General features: G+C 68.8%; 21 protein-coding genes and 1 pseudogene. 12 read left to right on the top strand and 10 right to left on the bottom strand.

All coding sequences use genetic code 11. From position 1 onward, the window contains the following. On the bottom strand, positions 1-593 hold a 593-nt coding region (locus ACXAID_RS21015; RefSeq protein ID WP_475024140.1), incomplete at its 3' end, for a DUF6542 domain-containing protein. A gap of 82 nt (positions 594-675) precedes the next feature. Between ACXAID_RS21015 and ychF the strand changes: the two genes are divergently transcribed. The 4 genes from ychF (at position 676) to ACXAID_RS20995 (ending at position 3,296) form a co-directional block, all read left to right on the top strand. Continuing rightward, positions 676-1,749 (top strand): redox-regulated ATPase YchF, encoded by a 1,074-nt coding sequence (ychF, locus tag ACXAID_RS21010; RefSeq protein ID WP_475024139.1) that lies wholly within the window; start codon positions 676-678, stop codon positions 1,747-1,749. A 75-nt stretch (positions 1,750-1,824) separates the two neighbouring features. Further along, positions 1,825-2,208, top strand: a complete 384-nt coding sequence (locus tag ACXAID_RS21005; protein ID WP_475024138.1) for a DUF2255 family protein — start codon at positions 1,825-1,827, stop codon at positions 2,206-2,208. Positions 2,209-2,319: 111 nt separating this feature from the next. After that, positions 2,320-2,568 carry a toxin-antitoxin system YwqK family antitoxin gene (locus ACXAID_RS21000; protein ID WP_475024137.1) on the top strand — a complete coding sequence of 83 codons (249 nt, stop codon included), beginning with the start codon at positions 2,320-2,322 and terminating at the stop codon, positions 2,566-2,568. Positions 2,569-2,678: 110 nt separating this feature from the next. Further along, entirely contained in the window at positions 2,679-3,296 is a 618-nt protein-coding gene (locus ACXAID_RS20995) for a hypothetical protein (protein ID WP_475024136.1), read from the top strand. Positions 3,297-3,303: 7 nt separating this feature from the next. Here ACXAID_RS20995 and ACXAID_RS20990 read toward each other — a convergent pair whose 3' ends face one another. From ACXAID_RS20990 to ACXAID_RS20980, 3 genes are all read right to left on the bottom strand, one after another. Continuing rightward, positions 3,304-3,561, bottom strand: coding sequence for a hypothetical protein (locus ACXAID_RS20990; RefSeq protein ID WP_475024135.1), 258 nt, complete (start codon positions 3,559-3,561; stop codon positions 3,304-3,306). A gap of 87 nt (positions 3,562-3,648) precedes the next feature. Continuing rightward, complete coding sequence (locus ACXAID_RS20985; RefSeq protein ID WP_475024134.1) at positions 3,649-4,305, bottom strand: hypothetical protein; 657 nt, start codon at positions 4,303-4,305, stop codon at positions 3,649-3,651. Between the two features lie 114 nt (positions 4,306-4,419). After that, entirely contained in the window at positions 4,420-5,097 is a 678-nt protein-coding gene (locus tag ACXAID_RS20980; protein ID WP_475024141.1) for a guanylate cyclase, read from the bottom strand. A gap of 42 nt (positions 5,098-5,139) precedes the next feature. Between ACXAID_RS20980 and ACXAID_RS20975 the strand changes: the two genes are divergently transcribed. Then, complete coding sequence (locus ACXAID_RS20975) at positions 5,140-5,310, top strand: hypothetical protein (RefSeq protein WP_475024133.1); 171 nt, start codon at positions 5,140-5,142, stop codon at positions 5,308-5,310. 48 nt (positions 5,311-5,358) lie between these two features. Here ACXAID_RS20975 and ACXAID_RS20970 read toward each other — a convergent pair whose 3' ends face one another. From ACXAID_RS20970 to ACXAID_RS20950, 5 genes and pseudogenes are all read right to left on the bottom strand, one after another. Further along, positions 5,359-5,847 carry a nitroreductase family deazaflavin-dependent oxidoreductase gene (locus tag ACXAID_RS20970; RefSeq protein WP_475024132.1) on the bottom strand — a complete coding sequence of 163 codons (489 nt, stop codon included), beginning with the start codon at positions 5,845-5,847 and terminating at the stop codon, positions 5,359-5,361. Positions 5,848-5,903: 56 nt separating this feature from the next. Continuing rightward, positions 5,904-6,509, bottom strand: a complete 606-nt coding sequence (locus ACXAID_RS20965; protein ID WP_475024131.1) for a TetR family transcriptional regulator C-terminal domain-containing protein — start codon at positions 6,507-6,509, stop codon at positions 5,904-5,906. Positions 6,510-6,531: 22 nt separating this feature from the next. Next, positions 6,532-7,335, bottom strand: a complete 804-nt coding sequence (locus ACXAID_RS20960; RefSeq protein ID WP_475024130.1) for an adenylate/guanylate cyclase domain-containing protein — start codon at positions 7,333-7,335, stop codon at positions 6,532-6,534. Positions 7,336-7,343: 8 nt separating this feature from the next. After that, positions 7,344-8,114: pseudogene (locus tag ACXAID_RS20955) on the bottom strand (phosphotransferase); the annotation flags it as partial. After that, complete coding sequence (locus tag ACXAID_RS20950) at positions 8,111-8,983, bottom strand: alpha/beta fold hydrolase (RefSeq protein ID WP_475024129.1); 873 nt, start codon at positions 8,981-8,983, stop codon at positions 8,111-8,113. The gene ACXAID_RS20950 and the pseudogene ACXAID_RS20955, both read right to left, overlap by 4 nt. A gap of 100 nt (positions 8,984-9,083) precedes the next feature. Between ACXAID_RS20950 and ACXAID_RS20945 the strand changes: the two genes are divergently transcribed. Beyond that, entirely contained in the window at positions 9,084-9,689 is a 606-nt protein-coding gene (locus ACXAID_RS20945; RefSeq protein ID WP_475024128.1) for a TetR/AcrR family transcriptional regulator, read from the top strand. Between the two features lie 111 nt (positions 9,690-9,800). On the opposite strand, the gene ACXAID_RS20940 is transcribed toward ACXAID_RS20945, so the two are convergent. Continuing rightward, positions 9,801-10,373 (bottom strand): TetR/AcrR family transcriptional regulator, encoded by a 573-nt coding sequence (locus ACXAID_RS20940; protein ID WP_475024127.1) that lies wholly within the window; start codon positions 10,371-10,373, stop codon positions 9,801-9,803. Between the two features lie 315 nt (positions 10,374-10,688). Between ACXAID_RS20940 and ACXAID_RS20935 the strand changes: the two genes are divergently transcribed. From ACXAID_RS20935 to ACXAID_RS20910, 6 genes are all read left to right on the top strand, one after another. Continuing rightward, positions 10,689-11,456 (top strand): MlaE family ABC transporter permease, encoded by a 768-nt coding sequence (locus ACXAID_RS20935; RefSeq protein WP_475024126.1) that lies wholly within the window; start codon positions 10,689-10,691, stop codon positions 11,454-11,456. After that, complete coding sequence (locus ACXAID_RS20930; protein WP_421458993.1) at positions 11,453-12,307, top strand: ABC transporter permease; 855 nt, start codon at positions 11,453-11,455, stop codon at positions 12,305-12,307. The genes ACXAID_RS20935 and ACXAID_RS20930 overlap by 4 nt, the downstream gene beginning before the upstream one ends. A gap of 4 nt (positions 12,308-12,311) precedes the next feature. Beyond that, complete coding sequence (locus tag ACXAID_RS20925) at positions 12,312-13,775, top strand: MCE family protein (RefSeq protein ID WP_475024125.1); 1,464 nt, start codon at positions 12,312-12,314, stop codon at positions 13,773-13,775. A gap of 33 nt (positions 13,776-13,808) precedes the next feature. Then, positions 13,809-14,840, top strand: a complete 1,032-nt coding sequence (locus tag ACXAID_RS20920) for a virulence factor Mce family protein (protein WP_475024124.1) — start codon at positions 13,809-13,811, stop codon at positions 14,838-14,840. Further along, on the top strand, positions 14,837-16,195 hold the full coding sequence (locus ACXAID_RS20915) for an MCE family protein (RefSeq protein WP_421458985.1): 1,359 nt from the start codon (positions 14,837-14,839) through the stop codon (positions 16,193-16,195). The genes ACXAID_RS20920 and ACXAID_RS20915 overlap by 4 nt, the downstream gene beginning before the upstream one ends. Further along, positions 16,192-17,404 (top strand): MCE family protein (locus tag ACXAID_RS20910; RefSeq protein WP_475024123.1); only part of this gene is annotated, 1,213 nt, incomplete at its 3' end. The genes ACXAID_RS20915 and ACXAID_RS20910, both read left to right, overlap by 4 nt.

Raw genomic sequence — 17,404 nt, 5'->3', positions numbered from 1 at the left:
GGCTTGGCGCGCTCGCGGGTGGCGGCCGGGCCGGCGGCCTTGGCCACAGCGCGGCCCCCGAACAGAGCCGCGACCATCGCCGGGATCCGTCCGCGGGTGCCCGCCGCGCCCTGCTCTTCACTTGCGTCACTCGCGCCACTCGCATCGTCGACGACACGGTGCGAAGCCCCGAAGTACCAGCGGCCCAGGCCGATCAGCAGCACCGCCGCCGAGGTGAAGAACATCAACGGGAACCGCTCGATCAGCGGATAGCCGCAGTTGATCAGGATGTCCTTGATGCCTTCGATGGAGTCGCTGTGCATCAGGAAGTAGGCCCCGGGCACCAGCACGAACAGAATCAACGGCGGTTGGATGACCGCGGTGAACAGCCCGGACTGACGGACGGCGAGGACCGCCCCGACGCAGCCGATCACGAACAGCGCGGCGAACACCGATGTGAGTTCGCCCTCGCCCGAACCGGCGTCGAACGCGACGCCGATGAGGGCGGCGACAACAGCGATCAGGACGGCACCCCACCAGGGAACACCTGGGATGTTGGGGTGCGCAGATCGGTGCTCGGCCGGTACCGACGGCCGCGTGCGCTGTCCTGACACACGTCGACCGTACCGGCTCGGGCAATCAGACGCCGCCAGCGCACGATGGCGTGGCGATCACATCTGGCAGACTGTGGTCTCCGTGGGCCTGAATCTGGGAATCGTCGGACTACCCAACGTCGGCAAGTCGACGTTGTTCAATGCGCTGACCCGCAACGAGGTGTTGGCGGCGAACTATCCGTTCGCGACCATCGAACCCAATGAGGGCGTGGTGGCGCTGCCCGATCCCCGCCTCGACGAACTGGCCACCATGTTCGGCTCGGAGAAGACCGTGCCCGCGCCGGTGACGTTCGTCGACATCGCGGGCATCGTCAAAGGCGCCTCGGAGGGGGCCGGGCTGGGCAACAAGTTCCTGGCCAACATCCGCGAGAGCGACGCGATCTGTCAGGTGGTGCGGGTCTTCGCCGACGACGACGTCGTGCACGTCGACGGCAAGGTCGACCCGGCGTCGGACATCGAGATCATCGAGACCGAGCTGATCCTCGCCGACATGCAGACCCTGGAGCGCGCGCTGCCCCGGCTGGAGAAAGAGGCCCGCACGCACAAGGACCGCCGGCCCATCCACGAATCGGTGCTGGCGGCCAAGGAGATCCTCGACAGCGGCACCACGTTGTTCTCCGCCGGGTTCGACGTGTCCCCGCTGCGCGAGCTGAATCTGCTGACCTCCAAGCCGTTCCTCTACGTGTTCAACGCCGACGAATCGGTGCTCACCGACGAGGCCAGGGTCGCCGAGCTGCGCGCGATGGTCGCCCCGGCCGACGCGGTGTTCCTGGACGCCAAGATCGAAGCCGAACTGCAGGAACTCGACGAGGAGTCGGCAGCCGAACTGCTGGAATCGATCGGTCAGACCGAACGCGGGCTGGATGCGTTGGCGCGGGCCGGATTCCACACCCTCAAGCTGCAGACCTACCTGACCGCGGGGCCGAAAGAGGCCCGGGCGTGGACGATTCACCAGGGCGACACCGCGCCCAAAGCCGCCGGGGTCATCCACTCCGACTTCGAGAAGGGCTTCATCAAGGCCGAGGTCGTGTCCTTCGACGACCTGATGGCGGCCGGATCGATGGCCGCGGCCAAGGCCGCGGGCAAGGTCCGGATGGAAGGCAAGGACTACGTGATGGCCGACGGCGACGTGGTCGAGTTCCGGTTCAACGTATAGCGGATTGCAGGTTCCCGGCCGGCCGACGTGAGGAGCCGCCGGTGACGGCATGCGCCGTGTGTACGGTACGGATCCATGGGTTGGACACCCGAGGAACTCGCCGGCTTCGATGCCGCCCCGGAACTCGAGATCGCGGTCCGGCGTGCGGACGGGTCGCTGCGGTCGTGGACGCCGATCTGGGTCGTGCGCGTAGACAATGACGTGTACGTGCGAACGTGGTATCGCCGGGATACCGGGTGGTACGGACTGGCATTGGCCACCGGCGCCGCACGGGTACGTGCGCCCGGCATGGTGACAGATGTGCGTATCGAGGATGTCGGTGTGGGGCCTGCGCAGGTGCGAGAGCAGGTCGATGCCGCCTACCGGCGAAAATACGGTGGCGGATCGACCGGAGGAATGGTCGGCGACGAAGCCGCCGCGACGACGCTTCGGATTCTTCGGAAGGGCTGCAGACACTGATCCGGGTGGAAAGCGCTCGCCGCGGACACGTGGCGCGGCGCAATGATCCTGGTCGACAAAGCGATCTGGATCGATCGGCTACACCGTGTAAGTGGCCGCACAATGTAGGACATGGCGGCCGGACCGAAGAAATCTGAGATCGTTGACGGCTTCACGATCAAGTATCACGCAAACGGCAAGACACGATGGTCCAAGGGCCGGATCGTCGACGGCCAGCCCGACGGCTACTGGGAGTGGTATCGGGTCGACGGGACTCTGAAGAGATCCGGCCACTTCGACGCGGGAGTCGCCATCGGCGAATGGACCACCTACGACAAGGACGGTGCGGCGTACAAGGTCACCGACCGAGGGGGTGGGTGACCCCAGCGATGGGCTGCGGCGTGGCCGCGTCCGACGTCTGGTTCACCGCCGGTTCACACCCGTCGGGTACCGGAGGAGATGACAATCCGTCGACTTCTTCAGGAGGGGACATGGCAGACCGGACCGGCCTGCGGCGGGCCTGGGACGAATTCGTCGGCCCGCAGGCCACCCGCACGAATCATGTCGTCACAGCGGTTTCCAGCGTGGCGGGGCTGCTGGGGGCGTGGTGGCTGGCCCGGCGCAGGGGAGCCGGCAGCGGGGAGTCGGCGGTGCTCGGACTGCTCGCGGTGGACATCGTGGGCGGGGCGTATGTCAACAACACCAAGGCCTGCGCGCGGTGGTACGAACGCCCGGGGCAGGGGAGCGCACAGCACTTGCGGTTCGCCGCGTTGCACGTGCATCCCGCGGTGGTGGCCTACGCCGATCACCGGGTCGGGGAACGTAATGACGTGGTTCGGTGGTCGGTTGCGCACTACGCCTACATGCTGGCCGCTTCCGCGGTGATCCGAAGTTGCCCACGGCGTCGCCGGCCGCTCGGGGTGGTGCTGACCGCAGGGGGGCTGGTGCTCGACGGTGTGCTCGGGCCGTCGCACACGGCCCCCTGGTTCGCCTGGGCGTACTACCCGAAACTGTTGATGGGCCATGCCGGGGCGTCCCTGTGGTCCGATGCCGAACTCGCACCGACGACCTCGACGCCGAACACGACGAAGACCACCGTGACCGGGTAGCCGTCGGTCAACGGCGGGCCAGCTGCCGCAGCCGGTCGAGGTGGGTCGGTGGTCGCTGCCGGCCGAACGAGGGCATCCTGCGGTGCACCGACCGGTGCAGCTGCCCGACCGCGACCAGCGCTGCCAGGGTCAGCGCCTGTCGTCCCAGCGCGGTGCGCCGGGTGCGTTGCCGCCACGACGGCGCTTTCGACCCGGCACGGTGGCCGGCGTGGTAGCCCACTCCGAGTGCCGCGGCCAGCAGCACGACCACCGTCAGCACAGTCATCCCCACGAGCCTTCCCGATCACGGTCGCAGCGAGGTCACGAACCGGCCACGCCTCGGTGTGCCGGGAGGCTGGTATCCGGCGGCGGGTCAGCCGGCCTGGTACTCCACGACCGGTTCGCGGGTGTAGAGGGTTTCGCCGTCGATGACCACCAGCTCGGAGGCCGACAGCCGGTAGGTGGTGCTGCCGTTGCGTGCCTCGAACCCGGCCGGCATCGGCCGCACGTCGTCGAGGGTCAGGGATGCCCCGTCGCGCAGCCGGACTCCCTGATAGACGTAGTCGCCGTCGTCGTCACGGCAGATGACCACCGCCGAGGCCTCCGTCCGCGCGATCGCGACGGCGTGCTGGTCGTCCCCGCACCGGGCCTCGGAGTCGACGAACCCGAGTTCGTCGATGACGGGAGCCTCAGCCTGCGGCGCCTGCGCAGGCTCAGACGGGGACGCCGGCTCCACCGGCGCCGCCCTGACCTCGGGTTCGCGCGCCGGTGCGGGCGGCGGCAGCGGTGCGGCGACACTGGGCTCGGACCGGGGCGCCTGCGACGGTGCCGAGGTGTCCGGGGCGGGAATCGCCTGCACCACCCGCGGCGAGTCGTCGTTGACCGAGCGCAGCATCATGAACAGGATCACCAGCGTCGCGATCGAGGCCACCACGATGGCGAACGCCGAGATCTTCGAACCGAGCGTGGTCCGCCCGGAAGCGCCGGCGGCGGTGTCTTCGGCGGGTGGATGGTCGGTAGTCGTCGGCATTCCTGCACTCCCTCATTGCGCCGCCGAATGCGTGCGTGGATCCAGCAAACCACCTCTACCAGCGCAATCGGGTGATATCGCCCCGGCGTTTCGCTGTTGGGTGCGGGTTCGGTCTCAGTCGAGCACCGAGATCTCCTCACCGAGGCGGTATCCGTCGCGCAACGGCAGGGCATCCCCGCTCCAGAACGACCCGGGGTCGAACCAGTTGAAGTGCTTCTCGGTCTGCAACAGACCCATCTCCTCGTAGGTGATGGCGACGGTCTCGGCGCAGTATGCGGTCTCCAGCCCGGCCCGCGTCTGCGTCTGCTTGCGGCGTTCGGCCGACTCCCGGACCCTGCGGTGCACGAACGGAATCCCGCGGGTGAAGTCGCTGACCGTCGGGACCCGGCCGCGCAGCCAGCGTCCGGTCAACCGCGCTGTCGTCGGGAACGGGGTGCCGTCCATCCGGGCGATGACCCGCAACAGGCGGTCCTCCTGGGCGCGGTCGGCGTACGGCGAGAGCTGACGCAACCAGCAGCGCTGCTCGTAGGTCTGCATCCAGCGTTGCACCGCCTCGCCCAGATCGTTGAGCTGCACACCTCGGTGGTAGGTGCCCGTCCATACGTCGAGCAGCTTGTCGCCGAGTTCGGCGTGCCAGATCAGTGGGGGCAGGTCGTCGATGGCCACGGTCATCCCCACATGATTGACCGGGCTGTTGGTCATCGACTGGATCGCCCGGTCGGGTCCCGAACGGCCGCGGAACAGCCAGATGTCGCCGGTGCGGGTCTCCTGGAGCGCCCGCGCCAGCGACACCGTGCTTGGCTTCACCCCCGCAGCCTATGCAGACTGGCAGCCATGCGTGGGATCTGGAAGTGGGTCGGTCTGGCCGGTGTGGCCGGGGTTGTCGCCGGCGGAGCGCTGGTTGCGCGGGATCAGCGACGGCGCAACGCCTACACCCCTGACGACATCCGGGCCCGGCTGCACCAGCGGCTGGCCGAGGCGCAGGCCGACGAGCGGCGGGGTTAGACCGCTACCGGCGCACCTGCGGTCGTCTCTTGACGAGAGCGGCTCGCGTCATCCGCCTTGTCGCCTGTCGAACCGGACGATGGCGATGTTGCGGCCCGCTTCGCGGAAGTCCTCGGCGGAGCCGTCGACCGAGATCCCCATCAGTTTGGCCAGCACGTTCTTGGCGGTTCTGGGGTGGCGGGTGCCGTAGTCGACCATGACCTCGCCGGCCTGCTCGGCCGGTAGCGGCGTCGCGGTCGCGGCCATTGTGCGCCTGCCCACTTCGATCGTCACCTGCGGCTCAGCGAGAATGTTGCGATACCAGTCGGATTGGGCGCCATACCCGGAGGCGACGAAGTAGGTGTCGCTGCCGTGGTCGTGTTTGATGACCTCGATGACGGCGCGGCGCGGCTGCCCGCTCTTGCGGCCGGTGTGGTGCAGCAGCAGGAAGCGGTCGCCGAGCAGCCAGCCGAGCTTCCACCGGAACAATGTGATCGGTAGCCGGAACAGTATGCGGCCCAGACCCTTCGGTGGTTCGGGCTTCTTCGTTATCTCCATGTCGCTGTCTCCTTGTCTGTTGGGGTCAGGATGCTGGTCGACTGGGCGCGCCACCCTCATGGCCCGTCCCCCTGCAGGGCGGTGACGAGGTCGCCGAGCGCGGTGAGCGCCGGCTCCACCGGCAGCTCTGCGTCGAGCAGCACGTGCAGGATCAACCCGTCGAGCAGCGCAGCAGCCAGGGTCGCCACCGCTGCGCCGCGTTCCGGTGTCCAGTCGGGATGGATCTGAGACAGCCGCTCGGCGACCTGATGACGCACTTGCCGCAACTGCTCGGCGATGACGGTGGCGAGCGAGGGGTCGCGGACCGCGCCGGTCACCAACTCCGAAGCCAGCGCTGCGGTCTGGCGATCGGCGGGGGCTTCGGCCAACAGTGCGCGGACGGCTTGGACTGTTGCGTCGGGGTCCAGCGCGCGTACCAGCTCTGCGGCCATCGGGGCGAGCACCATTTCGCCCGCGCGGCGGGCGATGGCAACCCGCAGCGGCCCCATCCCCGAGAAGTGGTAGTGGATCAGCCCGACGTTGCTGCCGCTGTGCTCTGCGATCGCCCGGGCGGTGACTGCCGGCCACCCGCCCTCGGCCAGCAGTTCCAGGCCCGCTTCCAGCAGCTGTTCCCGTCGACGCGCCCCCCGTGGCGAACTTACACCCTCGACTAAGTTAGTCACCCGTCTAATATAGCCCCGCCGGTCAGGGTGCGCACTCCTGGACCGGGTGCAGGGTGTGGGTGCCCGCGAAGCCCTTCAGCTCGACGGCACGCCCCTGCCCGAACGTGACGTCGGCGTCGTCGTCGCGGCCCTGCAGCGCGTCGTGCACCGCCTCGCTGACCAGGATCTCGCCGCCGGCGGCCTGGCCGGCCACCCGGGCGGCCATCGCCACATTGCGTCCGAACAGGTCGTCCCCGCGAAGCACCGACTTGCCGGTGTGGATCCCGATGCGGACCCGAATGCCGTTGGGCCGCTTGTTCAGAGACCGCTGGATGGCGCAGGCGCAGCGGACCGCCTGGTCGGGGTGGGCGAAGGCGACCATGAACCCGTCGCCCTGGCTCTTGACCACATAGCCGTCGAACCTGTCGACGTGGCGGCGCACCGCCTTGTCGTGCCTGCCGATCAGCCGCACCCAGGCCCGGTCGCCGATGCGCTCGTTGAGCGCGGTGGACTCCTCGATGTCGGAGAACATGATCGCCACCCGGCCGTCGGGTGCCAGCCGGGCCAGATCGGGTCGCTCCACCTCGGCCCAGTCGGCGAGCTCCTCGATCGAGGACCGCACAGCCGCGCCGAACCCGTCCCGGCGCAGGATGTTGGCCGTCTGCCAGACCGTCTTGACCGCCTTGCTGCCGCCGGTCAGCAGCATGCTGCGGGTGTCGACCCGGCGGCGCAGCTCGTCGGCCTCCTGCTGCGCCGAACGCCACCGGCGGTACAGCACCGCCACCGCGGCGCCCTGGCCGACGGCCAGCACCGCCAGCACCCACGCCGCGATCTGTGCTCCGGTCACCGCATCAGTATTGGCTGTGCCGCCCAGGTGCGGCACAGGTCGCCGAAGTCGATGACGCCGTCGGGCCGTGGTGCGCCCGGCTCCGCCGAGAGCACCACGTTGGCGTCGGTGAGGTCGAGATGGGCGGCCTGCTGGGGCAACTGCGCGTCCAGCGGGGTGATCCGCTGCCACGCCCGACGCGCCGCATCCTGCAGGCGCTCGCGCAGCACCGCGTCGCCGACATGACCGCTGAGGCCCTCGACGACGTCCATGCCGAAACGCAGGTCCCATTGCAGGATCCGGTCCAGGCCGGGATGCTCAAAGTCCGCCAGGGCGCGACTGACCCGGCCGGCGACCGAGCCGAGCCCGGCCGCCACCTCCGGGCTCAGCGGGCCCAGCGTGGCGAGTGTGCCGCCGTCCAGGTAGCGCAGCAGCCGGACTTAGGCCGTCCCGTCGAGCAGCCCGCTGACCTCGGTGCACCCCCGGCCGGCCGTGTTGGGCAGCGGTACGGCGACCCGCAACCCCGGCTCGGCGTCGGCGATGAGCCCCGCGGCGAGGTCCTGGGCCTCGATCTCGGGTGCGCTGAATGCCGGGTTGGCGATCTTGAGTACTCCCAGGGGTGCCCCGTCGGTGTCGCTGACCAGGAAATTCTTGTCCTGCTGGCTGCCCAGCGCGCGGACCGCGGCGTCGCTGCCTTAGTGCCCGGCCAGGATGTCGCGCGCCTGCGACTCACTGACCTGTGGTGCGGGCAGCTCGGGTTGCTCCAGGAAGTTGAAGCCCGCGGCCTGCGGTCCGTTCACCGCATCACGAACTCGACGACGGCGTCGGAGAACGCGTCGTTGTCGTCGCCGGCGGCGGTGTGCCCGGCGCCGGAGAGTTCGACGAACTCGGTGCCGGGCACCTTGACGAGGAAATCGGCGACCGCTTCCTCACTGACCACATCCGAGAGTTTGCCGCGGATCAGCAGGATCGGGATGCTCAACTCGATCGCGGCCTGCTCCAGCGCCTCGACCCGGACGAACGGGTCCTCGCTCGGCTTCGTCAGGAACGCCGGATCCCAGTGCCAGTACCACCGGCCGTTGCGATGCCGCAGGTTCTTCTTCAGCCCCTCCGGGCTGCGCGGCTTGGCGCGGTGCGGCAGATAGGCGGCCACCGCGTCGGCGGCCTGCTCCAGTGAGTCGAAACCGTGCACGTGGCTGAACATGAAGTCGCGGATGCGCGCGCTGCCGTCCTTCTCGTAGCGGGGCACCACGTCGACCAGCACCAGTTTGGCGACCTGCTGCGGCCCGGCCTGGCGGGCGGCCAGGATTCCGGTCAGCCCGCCCATGCTGGCCCCGATCAGCACGACCGGGCGGCCGATCTGCTCGACCACCCGCAGGGTGTCCGCGCACAACGCCTCCACGGTGTACTTGGCATCCGGGGAGCGGTCGCTGTCACCATGGCCCCGGCTGTCCAGCGCCACGACGTGCAGTCCGCGCGCCGCCAGGATCTGGCCGGTCTTCTTCCACGAGAAGCGGTTCTGCCCGCCGCCGTGCAACATCAGCACCGACGGCCGGGAGGTGTCGAACCCGGGGGAACTCGCCGGGTTGTTCCACTCGTCGCCGACCAACGCGAGATCGTCGGAGCCACGAAACGTCGTGGTGTTCGGCTCGCTGCGGGCTGTACTCACGAAACGTTCCTCTCGCCGACCCCGGGAGTCACGTTACCCAGCGGACCTCTTGCCGCGATCTGGGGTCCCTGCGGGGGGACTGTCCCTAAACTTCTGCTCCGTGCAGCATGGCGCGGACCATCAGCGAGATCGCCGACGCATCATCGAGGTGGCCTACTGCTGCCTGTCCGAGCCGCATCCCGGGCCGATCCTGATGTCGGAGATCCTGCGCCGTGCCGAGGTGTCGACCCGGGCGTTCTACCGTCACTTCGACTCGAAGGACGACCTGTTCCTGGCGCTGCTGCAACAGGAGACCGACGCGCTGGTCACCGCGGTGGACCGGGTCGCCGCGGAGGCGGTCGGCAGCCCCGCCGACCAGCTTGCCGCCTGGATCGGGGAGATGTTCGGCATGTGCGCCGACCCGCGGCGGCGGATGCAGCTGGCGGTCATCGACTCCGACGAGGTCCGGGCGGCCAAGGGCTACCGACAAGCCCGCGAGCGCGGTCAGGCCGACCGGGAGCGCTCGCTGACCGAGATCCTGCGGCGAGGCCGCGCCGACGGTTCCTTCCCGCTGACCGAGCCGCCATTCGACGCCGAGGCCATCAGCATCGTGGTGGCCCGGGTGCTCGCCGCCCAGACCTTCGAACACCCGCACGACCTCGGACAGGCACAGAGCCAGACGCTGGCTTTCGCGCTGCGCTCGGTCGGGGCGGTCACGCCGTCCTGACGTGTCACACCGTCGCTGGTTCGGCGACCTCGAAGACGCCATCGTCTTCTCGCTCAACGTCCTTCCGAGCTCGTCGGTGCAGCGGGTTCACCGGACCCGGGCCGCTGAGGATCAGCCGGCGACCCGGCCGATCGCCTCGATCGTGGCGTCGGTGATGAGCGCGACGTCGGTCCGGTGATCACACAGGATCACCAGCGACGACGCCTCGGCGATGATCGCGGTCAGGATTCTGGCCAGCAGCTGACCCTGCGGTGACTGATCCAGTGTGAGCAGCCCGGCCCACCGGTGCAGGCCGCCGCGCATGCTCGAATGCCGCAGACCGTCGAATCCGGCCGGGGTGTCCCCGGAGGCCAGGACCGCGGCCACCCGCCGATGCGTCCAGATGGCTTCGAGGTAGGCGCGCACCCCGGCTTCGAATGCGACCCTGTCGTCGCACAGATGGTCGGTGGTGCGGTCGATGTGGCTGTCGATCTCGGTGACCAGCCGATCGAAGATCGCCAGGAAGAGTTCCCGCTTGCCGCCGAAATGGTGGTAGATGCTGCCGACACTGGATCCGGACCCGTCGGCGATGTCGGCCACGGTGGCGGCGGTGAACCCCCGAACGGCGAAAGCCTCGGTTGCTGCATCCAGGATGCGCTGCTGCGTGGCGTCGGTCTTGGCCCAGCGGCGAGTCGGGATCGTCATTGCCACTCCAAGTTAGTCCGGACACCGCTAACCGGCGACATTTGCGCTCGCCCCGGCACACCGGAGCGCCCCGACCGGGTGGGACGCGACCGGCCCCGGCCCGGGGACCCGGACGTAGCTGCAGGCGGCGACCGGCAGTGGCCGGTGCTGGGCGTCCGCTCGGCAGCGTCAGCTGTCCGGCTCGTGTTGCCCGGCCAGATTTTGTTGATATACGGTTTCCCGGCGTCCTCACAGATGTAACGTCAGGCCCAGCCAGGCAAGGCTGTTGTCGGAGGGCCAATGGCGCTGCTGTGTAGACGAGGGAGGACCTGCTAGATGGTCGCTTCCGGCGTCCTCGCCAAACCCGTGCGCGCGGTCGGTGGGTTCTACTCGATGGCCCTCGACACGTTCGTGCTGATGTTCAAGCCGCCGTTTGCCTGGCGGGAGTTCATCAGCCAGGCGTGGTTCGTCGCGCGGGTCTCGATCGTGCCGACGTTGATGCTCACGATTCCCTACACGGTCCTGCTGACCTTCACCTTCAACATCCTGCTGCGGGAGTTCGGTGCGGCCGACTTCTCCGGCACCGGTGCGGCCCTGGGTACGGTGCGCCAGATCGGGCCGATCGTGACGGTGCTGGTGGTCGCCGGCGCCGGTGCCACGGCCATGTGCGCCGACCTGGGCGCGCGCACCATCCGTGAGGAACTCGATGCGCTGCGCGTGATGGGGGTCAATCCCATTCAGGCGCTTGTCGTTCCGCGTGTCCTCGCGGCCACGCTGGTTTCGCTGGCGCTGTCGGCGACGGTGATCCTGGTCGGACTGGCCGGCGCGTACTTCTTCTGCGTCTACATCCAGAACGTCTCACCGGGGGCCTTCGCGGCCGGGTTGACGCTGATCATCGGGGCACTCGACGTCACCATCGCGCTGATCAAGGCCGCGCTGTTCGGGCTGTCGGCCGGCCTGATCGCCTGCTACAAGGGCATTTCGGTGGGCGGCGGACCCGCCGGTGTCGGCAACGCGGTCAACGAGACCGTGGTGTTCACCTTCATGGCGCTGTTCGCGATCAACATCGTCGCCACGGCTGTCGCGGTCAAGGTGACGATGTGACGGTTTCGCGGCCCCATTCCCAGTTCCCGTGGCTCAAAGCCCGGTTCCGTTCAGTGGCGGACCCCTGGAACAGCGTCGGTGTCCAGACCAAGTTCTACGGCCGCACCCTGCGCTCGATCGTCTTCGCCGTCACCAGATACCGCGTCGAGTTGCTCCGCCTGATCGCCCAGATGGGGCTGGGGGCCGGCGCGCTGATCATCATCGGCGGCACCGTGGCCATCGTCGGCTTTCTGACCGTCACCACCGGCGCGTTGGTGGCCGTGCAGGGCTACACCGACTTCGCCGAGATCGGCGTCGAGGCGCTCACCGGGTTCGCCTCGGCGTTCTTCAACGTGCGCCTGATCGCTCCGGGCACCACCGCGATCGCGTTGTCGGCGACCATCGGCGCCGGTGCCACCGCGCAACTGGGTGCGATGCGCATCAACGAGGAGATCGATGCGCTCGAGGTGATGGGCATCCGCAGCGTCGCCTATCTGGCCTCGACCCGGGTGGTATCCGGCCTGCTGGTGGTCATCCCGCTGTACTGCGTCGGCGTGGTGGCCTCGTTCTGGGCGGCGCGATTCGGCACCACCGTGCTCTACGGGCAGTCCACCGGCGTGTACGACCACTACTTCCGGACGTTCCTGAACCCGATCGACCTGTTCTGGTCCTTCATCCAGTGTGTGGCCCTGGCGGTGGTCATCATGCTGGTGCACACCTACTACGGGTTCACCGCGCGCGGCGGCCCGGCCGGCGTCGGCGAGGCGGTGGGTCGAGCGGTGCGCACCTCGTTGATCCTGTCCGCGTTCGTGCTCGTGATGATCTCCCTCGCGGTGTACGGGCAATCCGGCAACTTCAACCTGGCGGGCTGAGGCGATGGACGACGAAGGTCTCAAGCCCGGCTGGTGGACGCTCATCCTGGTGGCGCTGTTCGCCGCGGCCATCTGGCTGACGTGGGCGTTGTTCACCGGATCGCTGCGGGCCACCACCCCGGTGACGTTGACCTCCGACCGGGCGGGTCTGGTCATGGAGACCAACGCCGACGTCAAGCTGCGCGGGGTGCAGGTGGGCCGGGTCGCCGAGATCGGCGTCACCGGCTCCACCGAATCGCCGGTGGCGCTGAAGCTGGAGATCGACGACGACCAACTCGAGTACATCCCGGCCAACGTCGAGGCGCAGATCAGGGCGACCACCGTGTTCGGCGCCAAGTTCGTCGACCTGGTGATGCCCGCCGACCCCGCCGCCGCGCGGCTGGAGCCGGGTGCGGTTCTGGTCTCCCGCAACGTGACCACCGAGGTCAACACCGTCTTCGAGAACCTGGTCGAGGTGCTCGACCAGGTGGACGTCGCCAAGCTCAACAGCACCCTGTCGGCGCTGGCCGACGGTGTGCGCGGGCAGGGTGAGCGGATCGGCCAGGCCACCACCGACGCCAACCAGGTGCTGCTGGAGCTCAACCCGCGCAACGAGACCATCCGCTCCGATCTGCAGGCGCTGACGGCCTTCAACGAAACCTACAGCGCCGCAACGCAGAACATCTTGTCCACGCTGGACGCGGCGAGCACCACCAGCGTTACGGTGGTCAACAGGGCCAATGAGCTCGACGCCCTGCTGCTGGCGACGATCGGGCTGTCCAACAGCGGGATCAACCTGCTGGCCCCCAACAAGGACAACCTGGTCAAGGCCATCAACGTGCTCGAGCCCACGACCAACCTGCTCTACAAGTACAACCCCGAGTACACCTGTCTGCTGGTGGGGGCCAAGCGCCTGCTCGACGAGGGCGGCTACGAGGCGCCGGGTGGCAACGGCCGCACCATCGTGTTCGACACGGGGCTGACCTTCGGCGACGATCCGTACCGCTACCCGGACCACCTGCCGATCATCGGGGCAAAGGGGGGGCCCGGCGGTAAGCCGGGTTGCGGTTCGCTGCCCATCGTCGCCGACAACTGGCCGGTGCGTCAGCTGGTGACGAACACCGGGTTCGGCAGCGGGCTGGACTGGCGGCCCAACCCGGGCATCGCGTTCCCGATGTACGCCAACTACCTGCCGACCACCCGCGCCGTTCCCGAAGCGCCGAGCATCCGCAACCTGTTCGGCGGTCCGGCGATCGGCCCGATCCCGTACCCCGGGGCCCCGGCGTACGGAGCCCAGCTCTACGCACCCGACGGCACCCCGCTGTGGCCCGGTCTGCCGCCGGCGCCGCCACCGGGAGCGCCGCGCGATCCCGGGCCGACGCCCGGCCGGGAGCCGTTCATCGTCGAGCACCCGATGCAGCTGCAGCCCACGGCCGTGCCCTACCCGTACGTCCCGCCGCCGGTCCCGGCCGCGCCGGGCCCACCGTGACCCTGACCGACCACCAGAACGAGAGGTAAGGCGATGACAGCCAACATCCGACGCGACGCGGTGCGTCTCGGCGTGTTCTTGGCTGTCTGCCTGCTCGGTGTGTTCGGTCTGTACGCGGTGTTCGGGCAGCTGCGCTTCGGCGAGGACCGGCAGAACTACCGGGCCGAGTTCGTCAACGTGACCGGGTTGGAGGCCGACGATTTCGTCCGCATCGCCGGCGTCGAGGTCGGCAAGGTCAAGAACGTCGAGATCCAGCCCGACACCACGGCACTGGTGGAGTTCGACGCCGACCAGTCGGTGGTGCTCACCGAGGGCAGCCGGGCCGTCATCCGGTACGACGACCTGATCGGCGGCCGCTATCTGGCGCTGGAGGAGGGTGTGGGTGGCACCAGGCAGCTCAGCCCGGGCGACACCATCCCGCTGGCGCGCACCTCGCCCGCACTGGATCTGGACGCACTGATCGGTGGTTTCCGGCCGCTGTTCCAGGCGCTGGATCCCGACCAGATCAACGCACTGTCCGGTCAGCTCATCACCGCGCTGCAGGGGCAGGGGGGCACCATCAACTCGTTCCTGGCCCAGACCGCGGCGCTGACCAGCACGCTGGCCGACCGCGATCAGCTGATCGGCGAGGTCATCGTCAACCTCAACACCGTGCTGGGCTCGCTGGGCGGCCAGAGCGAGCAGTTCGGCAAGGCGGTCACGGCGCTGTCGGAGCTGGTGGAGACTCTGGAGGCGCGCGGTCCGGACATCGCCGACGGCCTGGCCTACACCAACGCCGCGGCCGGCACGATCGCCGACCTGCTGGCCGAAGCGCGCCCGCCGCTGAAGAAGACCATCGACGAGACCGACCGGGCGGCCGGGATCGTGGTGGCCGACCACGAGTACTTCGACAACCTGATCAACACCCTGCCCGACGCCTACCGGGTGCTCGCCCGGCAGGGCATCTACGGTGACTTCTTCAGCTTCTACCTCTGCGACCTCGTGCTGAAGCTCAACGGCAAGGGCGGGCAGCCGGTCTACGTCAAGGTCGCCGGCCAGTCCACGGGGAGGTGTGCACCGCGATGAGGCCTTTCAGCGAACGCAACCAGTTGCTCATCGGCGGTGTCGGGCTGGGTCTCACCGCCGCGATCGTGCTCGGCGCGGTCAACTACGAACGGCTGCCCTTCGTCGACACCGGCCGCGAGTACACCGCCTACTTCGCCGAGGCGGGCGGCCTGAACACCGATGCGGCCGTGCAGGTTTCCGGCTTCCGGGTGGGGCAGGTCCAGTCCATCGAACTCGACGGTCCCCGGGTGTTGGTGACCTTCACCGTCGACGGTGACATCCGTCTCGGTGATCGCACCGAGGCCGCGATCAAGACCAAGGGGCTGCTGGGGACCAAGATCCTCGAGGTGTTCGCGCGCGGCGAGGGCCAGCAGGACGGAACCATCCCGCTGGACCGCACCCGCTCGCCGTACCAGCTGCCGGATGCGTTGGGGGAGTTGGCCACCACGATCAGCGGGCTGAACACCGACCAGCTCTCCGAATCGCTGCGGGTGCTCTCGGCGACCTTCGCCGACACGCCGCCGCAGCTGCGGATCGCCGTCGAGGGCGTGGCGCGGTTCTCCGACACCCTCAACCGGCGCGACGAGCAGCTGCGCAGCCTGCTCGAGAACGCCAACACCGCGACCACCGTGCTGGCCGAGCGCAGCGACCAGGTGGTCAGTCTGATCGCCAACACCAATGCGCTGATGGCCGAACTGCAGACCCAGAGTGCGGCGGTCGACGAGATCGCCGGCAACATCTCGGCGCTCAGCGCGCAGTTGCAGGGCTTCATCGGCGAGAACCGGGAGACCATGAAGCCGGCCCTGGACAAGCTCAACGGGGTGCTGACGATCCTGGACAACCGCAAGGAGCGCCTCGAGGAATCGCTGAGCCTGCTCAACGGCTATTCGATGTCGCTGGGCGAGTCGGTGTCGGCCGGTCCGTTCTTCAAGACCTACGTGGCCAACCTGCTGCCCGGACAGTTCCTGCAACCGTTCATCGATGTGGCCTTCTCCGACCTGGGCCTGGACCCCAACGTCCTGCTGCCGTCCGAACTCAGCGATCCGCCGGTCGGCCAGCCCGGCACCCCGGCGATGCCGATCCCCTATCCCCGCACGGGCCAGGGCGGCGACCCGCATCTGACGCTGCCCGACGCCATCACCGGCAATCCCGGGGACCAGGGCTGCGGACCGCCCGGAATTCCGCTTCCCGGGCCCACCGGCTGCTACCCGTACCGCGAACCCGAGCCCGCACCGCCGCCGGGCGGCCCGCCCCCGGGCCCGCCGGCGATCGCACCGCCCGGCCTGGCGTCCACGCCGTTGCCGACGCCGAGCCCGGTCGTCGTCCCGCTGCCCGGTGAAGCGCCGCCGCTGGATCCGGTGGAGGGCACACCATGAAGAAGTCACGCACCTGGGTCGCCGTCGCGCTGGTGGCGCTGCTCGTCGCCGGCGTGGCGGTGCTGGTCCGCGCCACCGACAAGGTCAGCAGGGTCAACGTGGTGGCCTACTTCGAGAACAGCAACGGCATCTACGTCGGCGACGACGTCCGCATCCTCGGAGTGCGGGTCGGCAGCATCGAGGCGATCGAGCCGCAGCCCGAACAGGTCAAGATCACGTTCTGGTACGACGACCGCTACGAGGTGCCCGCCGACGCGATGGCCGCGATCCTGTCGCCGGCACTGGTGACTTCCCGGGCCATCCAGCTGACCCCGGCCTACACCGGAGGCCCTGTCATGGCCGACGACACCGTGATCCCGATCGAACGCACCGCGGTTCCGGTCGAGTGGGACCAGGTGCGCCGTCAGCTCCAGGTGATCAGCGAGACGCTGCAGCCGACCGAGCCGGGTGGGGTCAGCCCGCTGGGGTCGGCGATCAACACCACCGCCGACAACCTGCGCGGCCAGGGCGCCAACATTCGCGACACCGTCGTCAAGCTGTCCCAGGCGTTCTCGGCGCTGGGCGATCACAGCACCGACATCTTCTCCACCATCAAGAACCTCGCCACCCTGGTGTCGGCACTGCAGGACAGCACCGACCTGATGCGCCAGCTCAACCAGAACCTGGCCTCGGTGACCGGCCTGCTCGCCGACGACCCGGACGAAGTCGCCCGCGCGGTCAGCGATCTCAGCGCCGCCGTCGGTGAGGTGCAGAGTTTCGTCGCCGAGAACCGCGACGCCCTCGGGACCACCTCGGAGAAGCTCGCCGGCGTCACCCAGTCGCTCAACGACAGCCTCGACGACATCAAGCAGTTCCTGCACGTCGCCCCGAACACGTTCCAGAACTACGTCAACATCTGGCAGCCCGCCCAGGGCTCGGTCAGCAGCGTGCCGCAGATCAACAACTTCGCCAACCCGATCCAGTTCCTGTGCGGGGCAGTGCAGGCCGCATCCCGGCTGGGCGCCGAGCAGTCGGCGAAACTGTGTGTGCAGTACCTGGCGCCGATCCTGAAGAACCGCCAGTACAACTTCCTGCCGCTGGGGATCAACCAGCTCGTCGGAGCGTCGACGCGGCCCAACGAGCTGACCTACAGCGAGGATTGGCTGCGCCCGGACTACATTCCGCCGGGCGGTCCGCCGCCGCCCGCGCCGCTGGGCGCCGCCCCGCTGC

This window comes from Mycobacterium sp. ABE4_509, from assembly GCF_056160785.1.
Note: the sequence above shows the minus strand (reverse complement) of the source record. Positions and strands in the feature narration are given on the sequence as shown.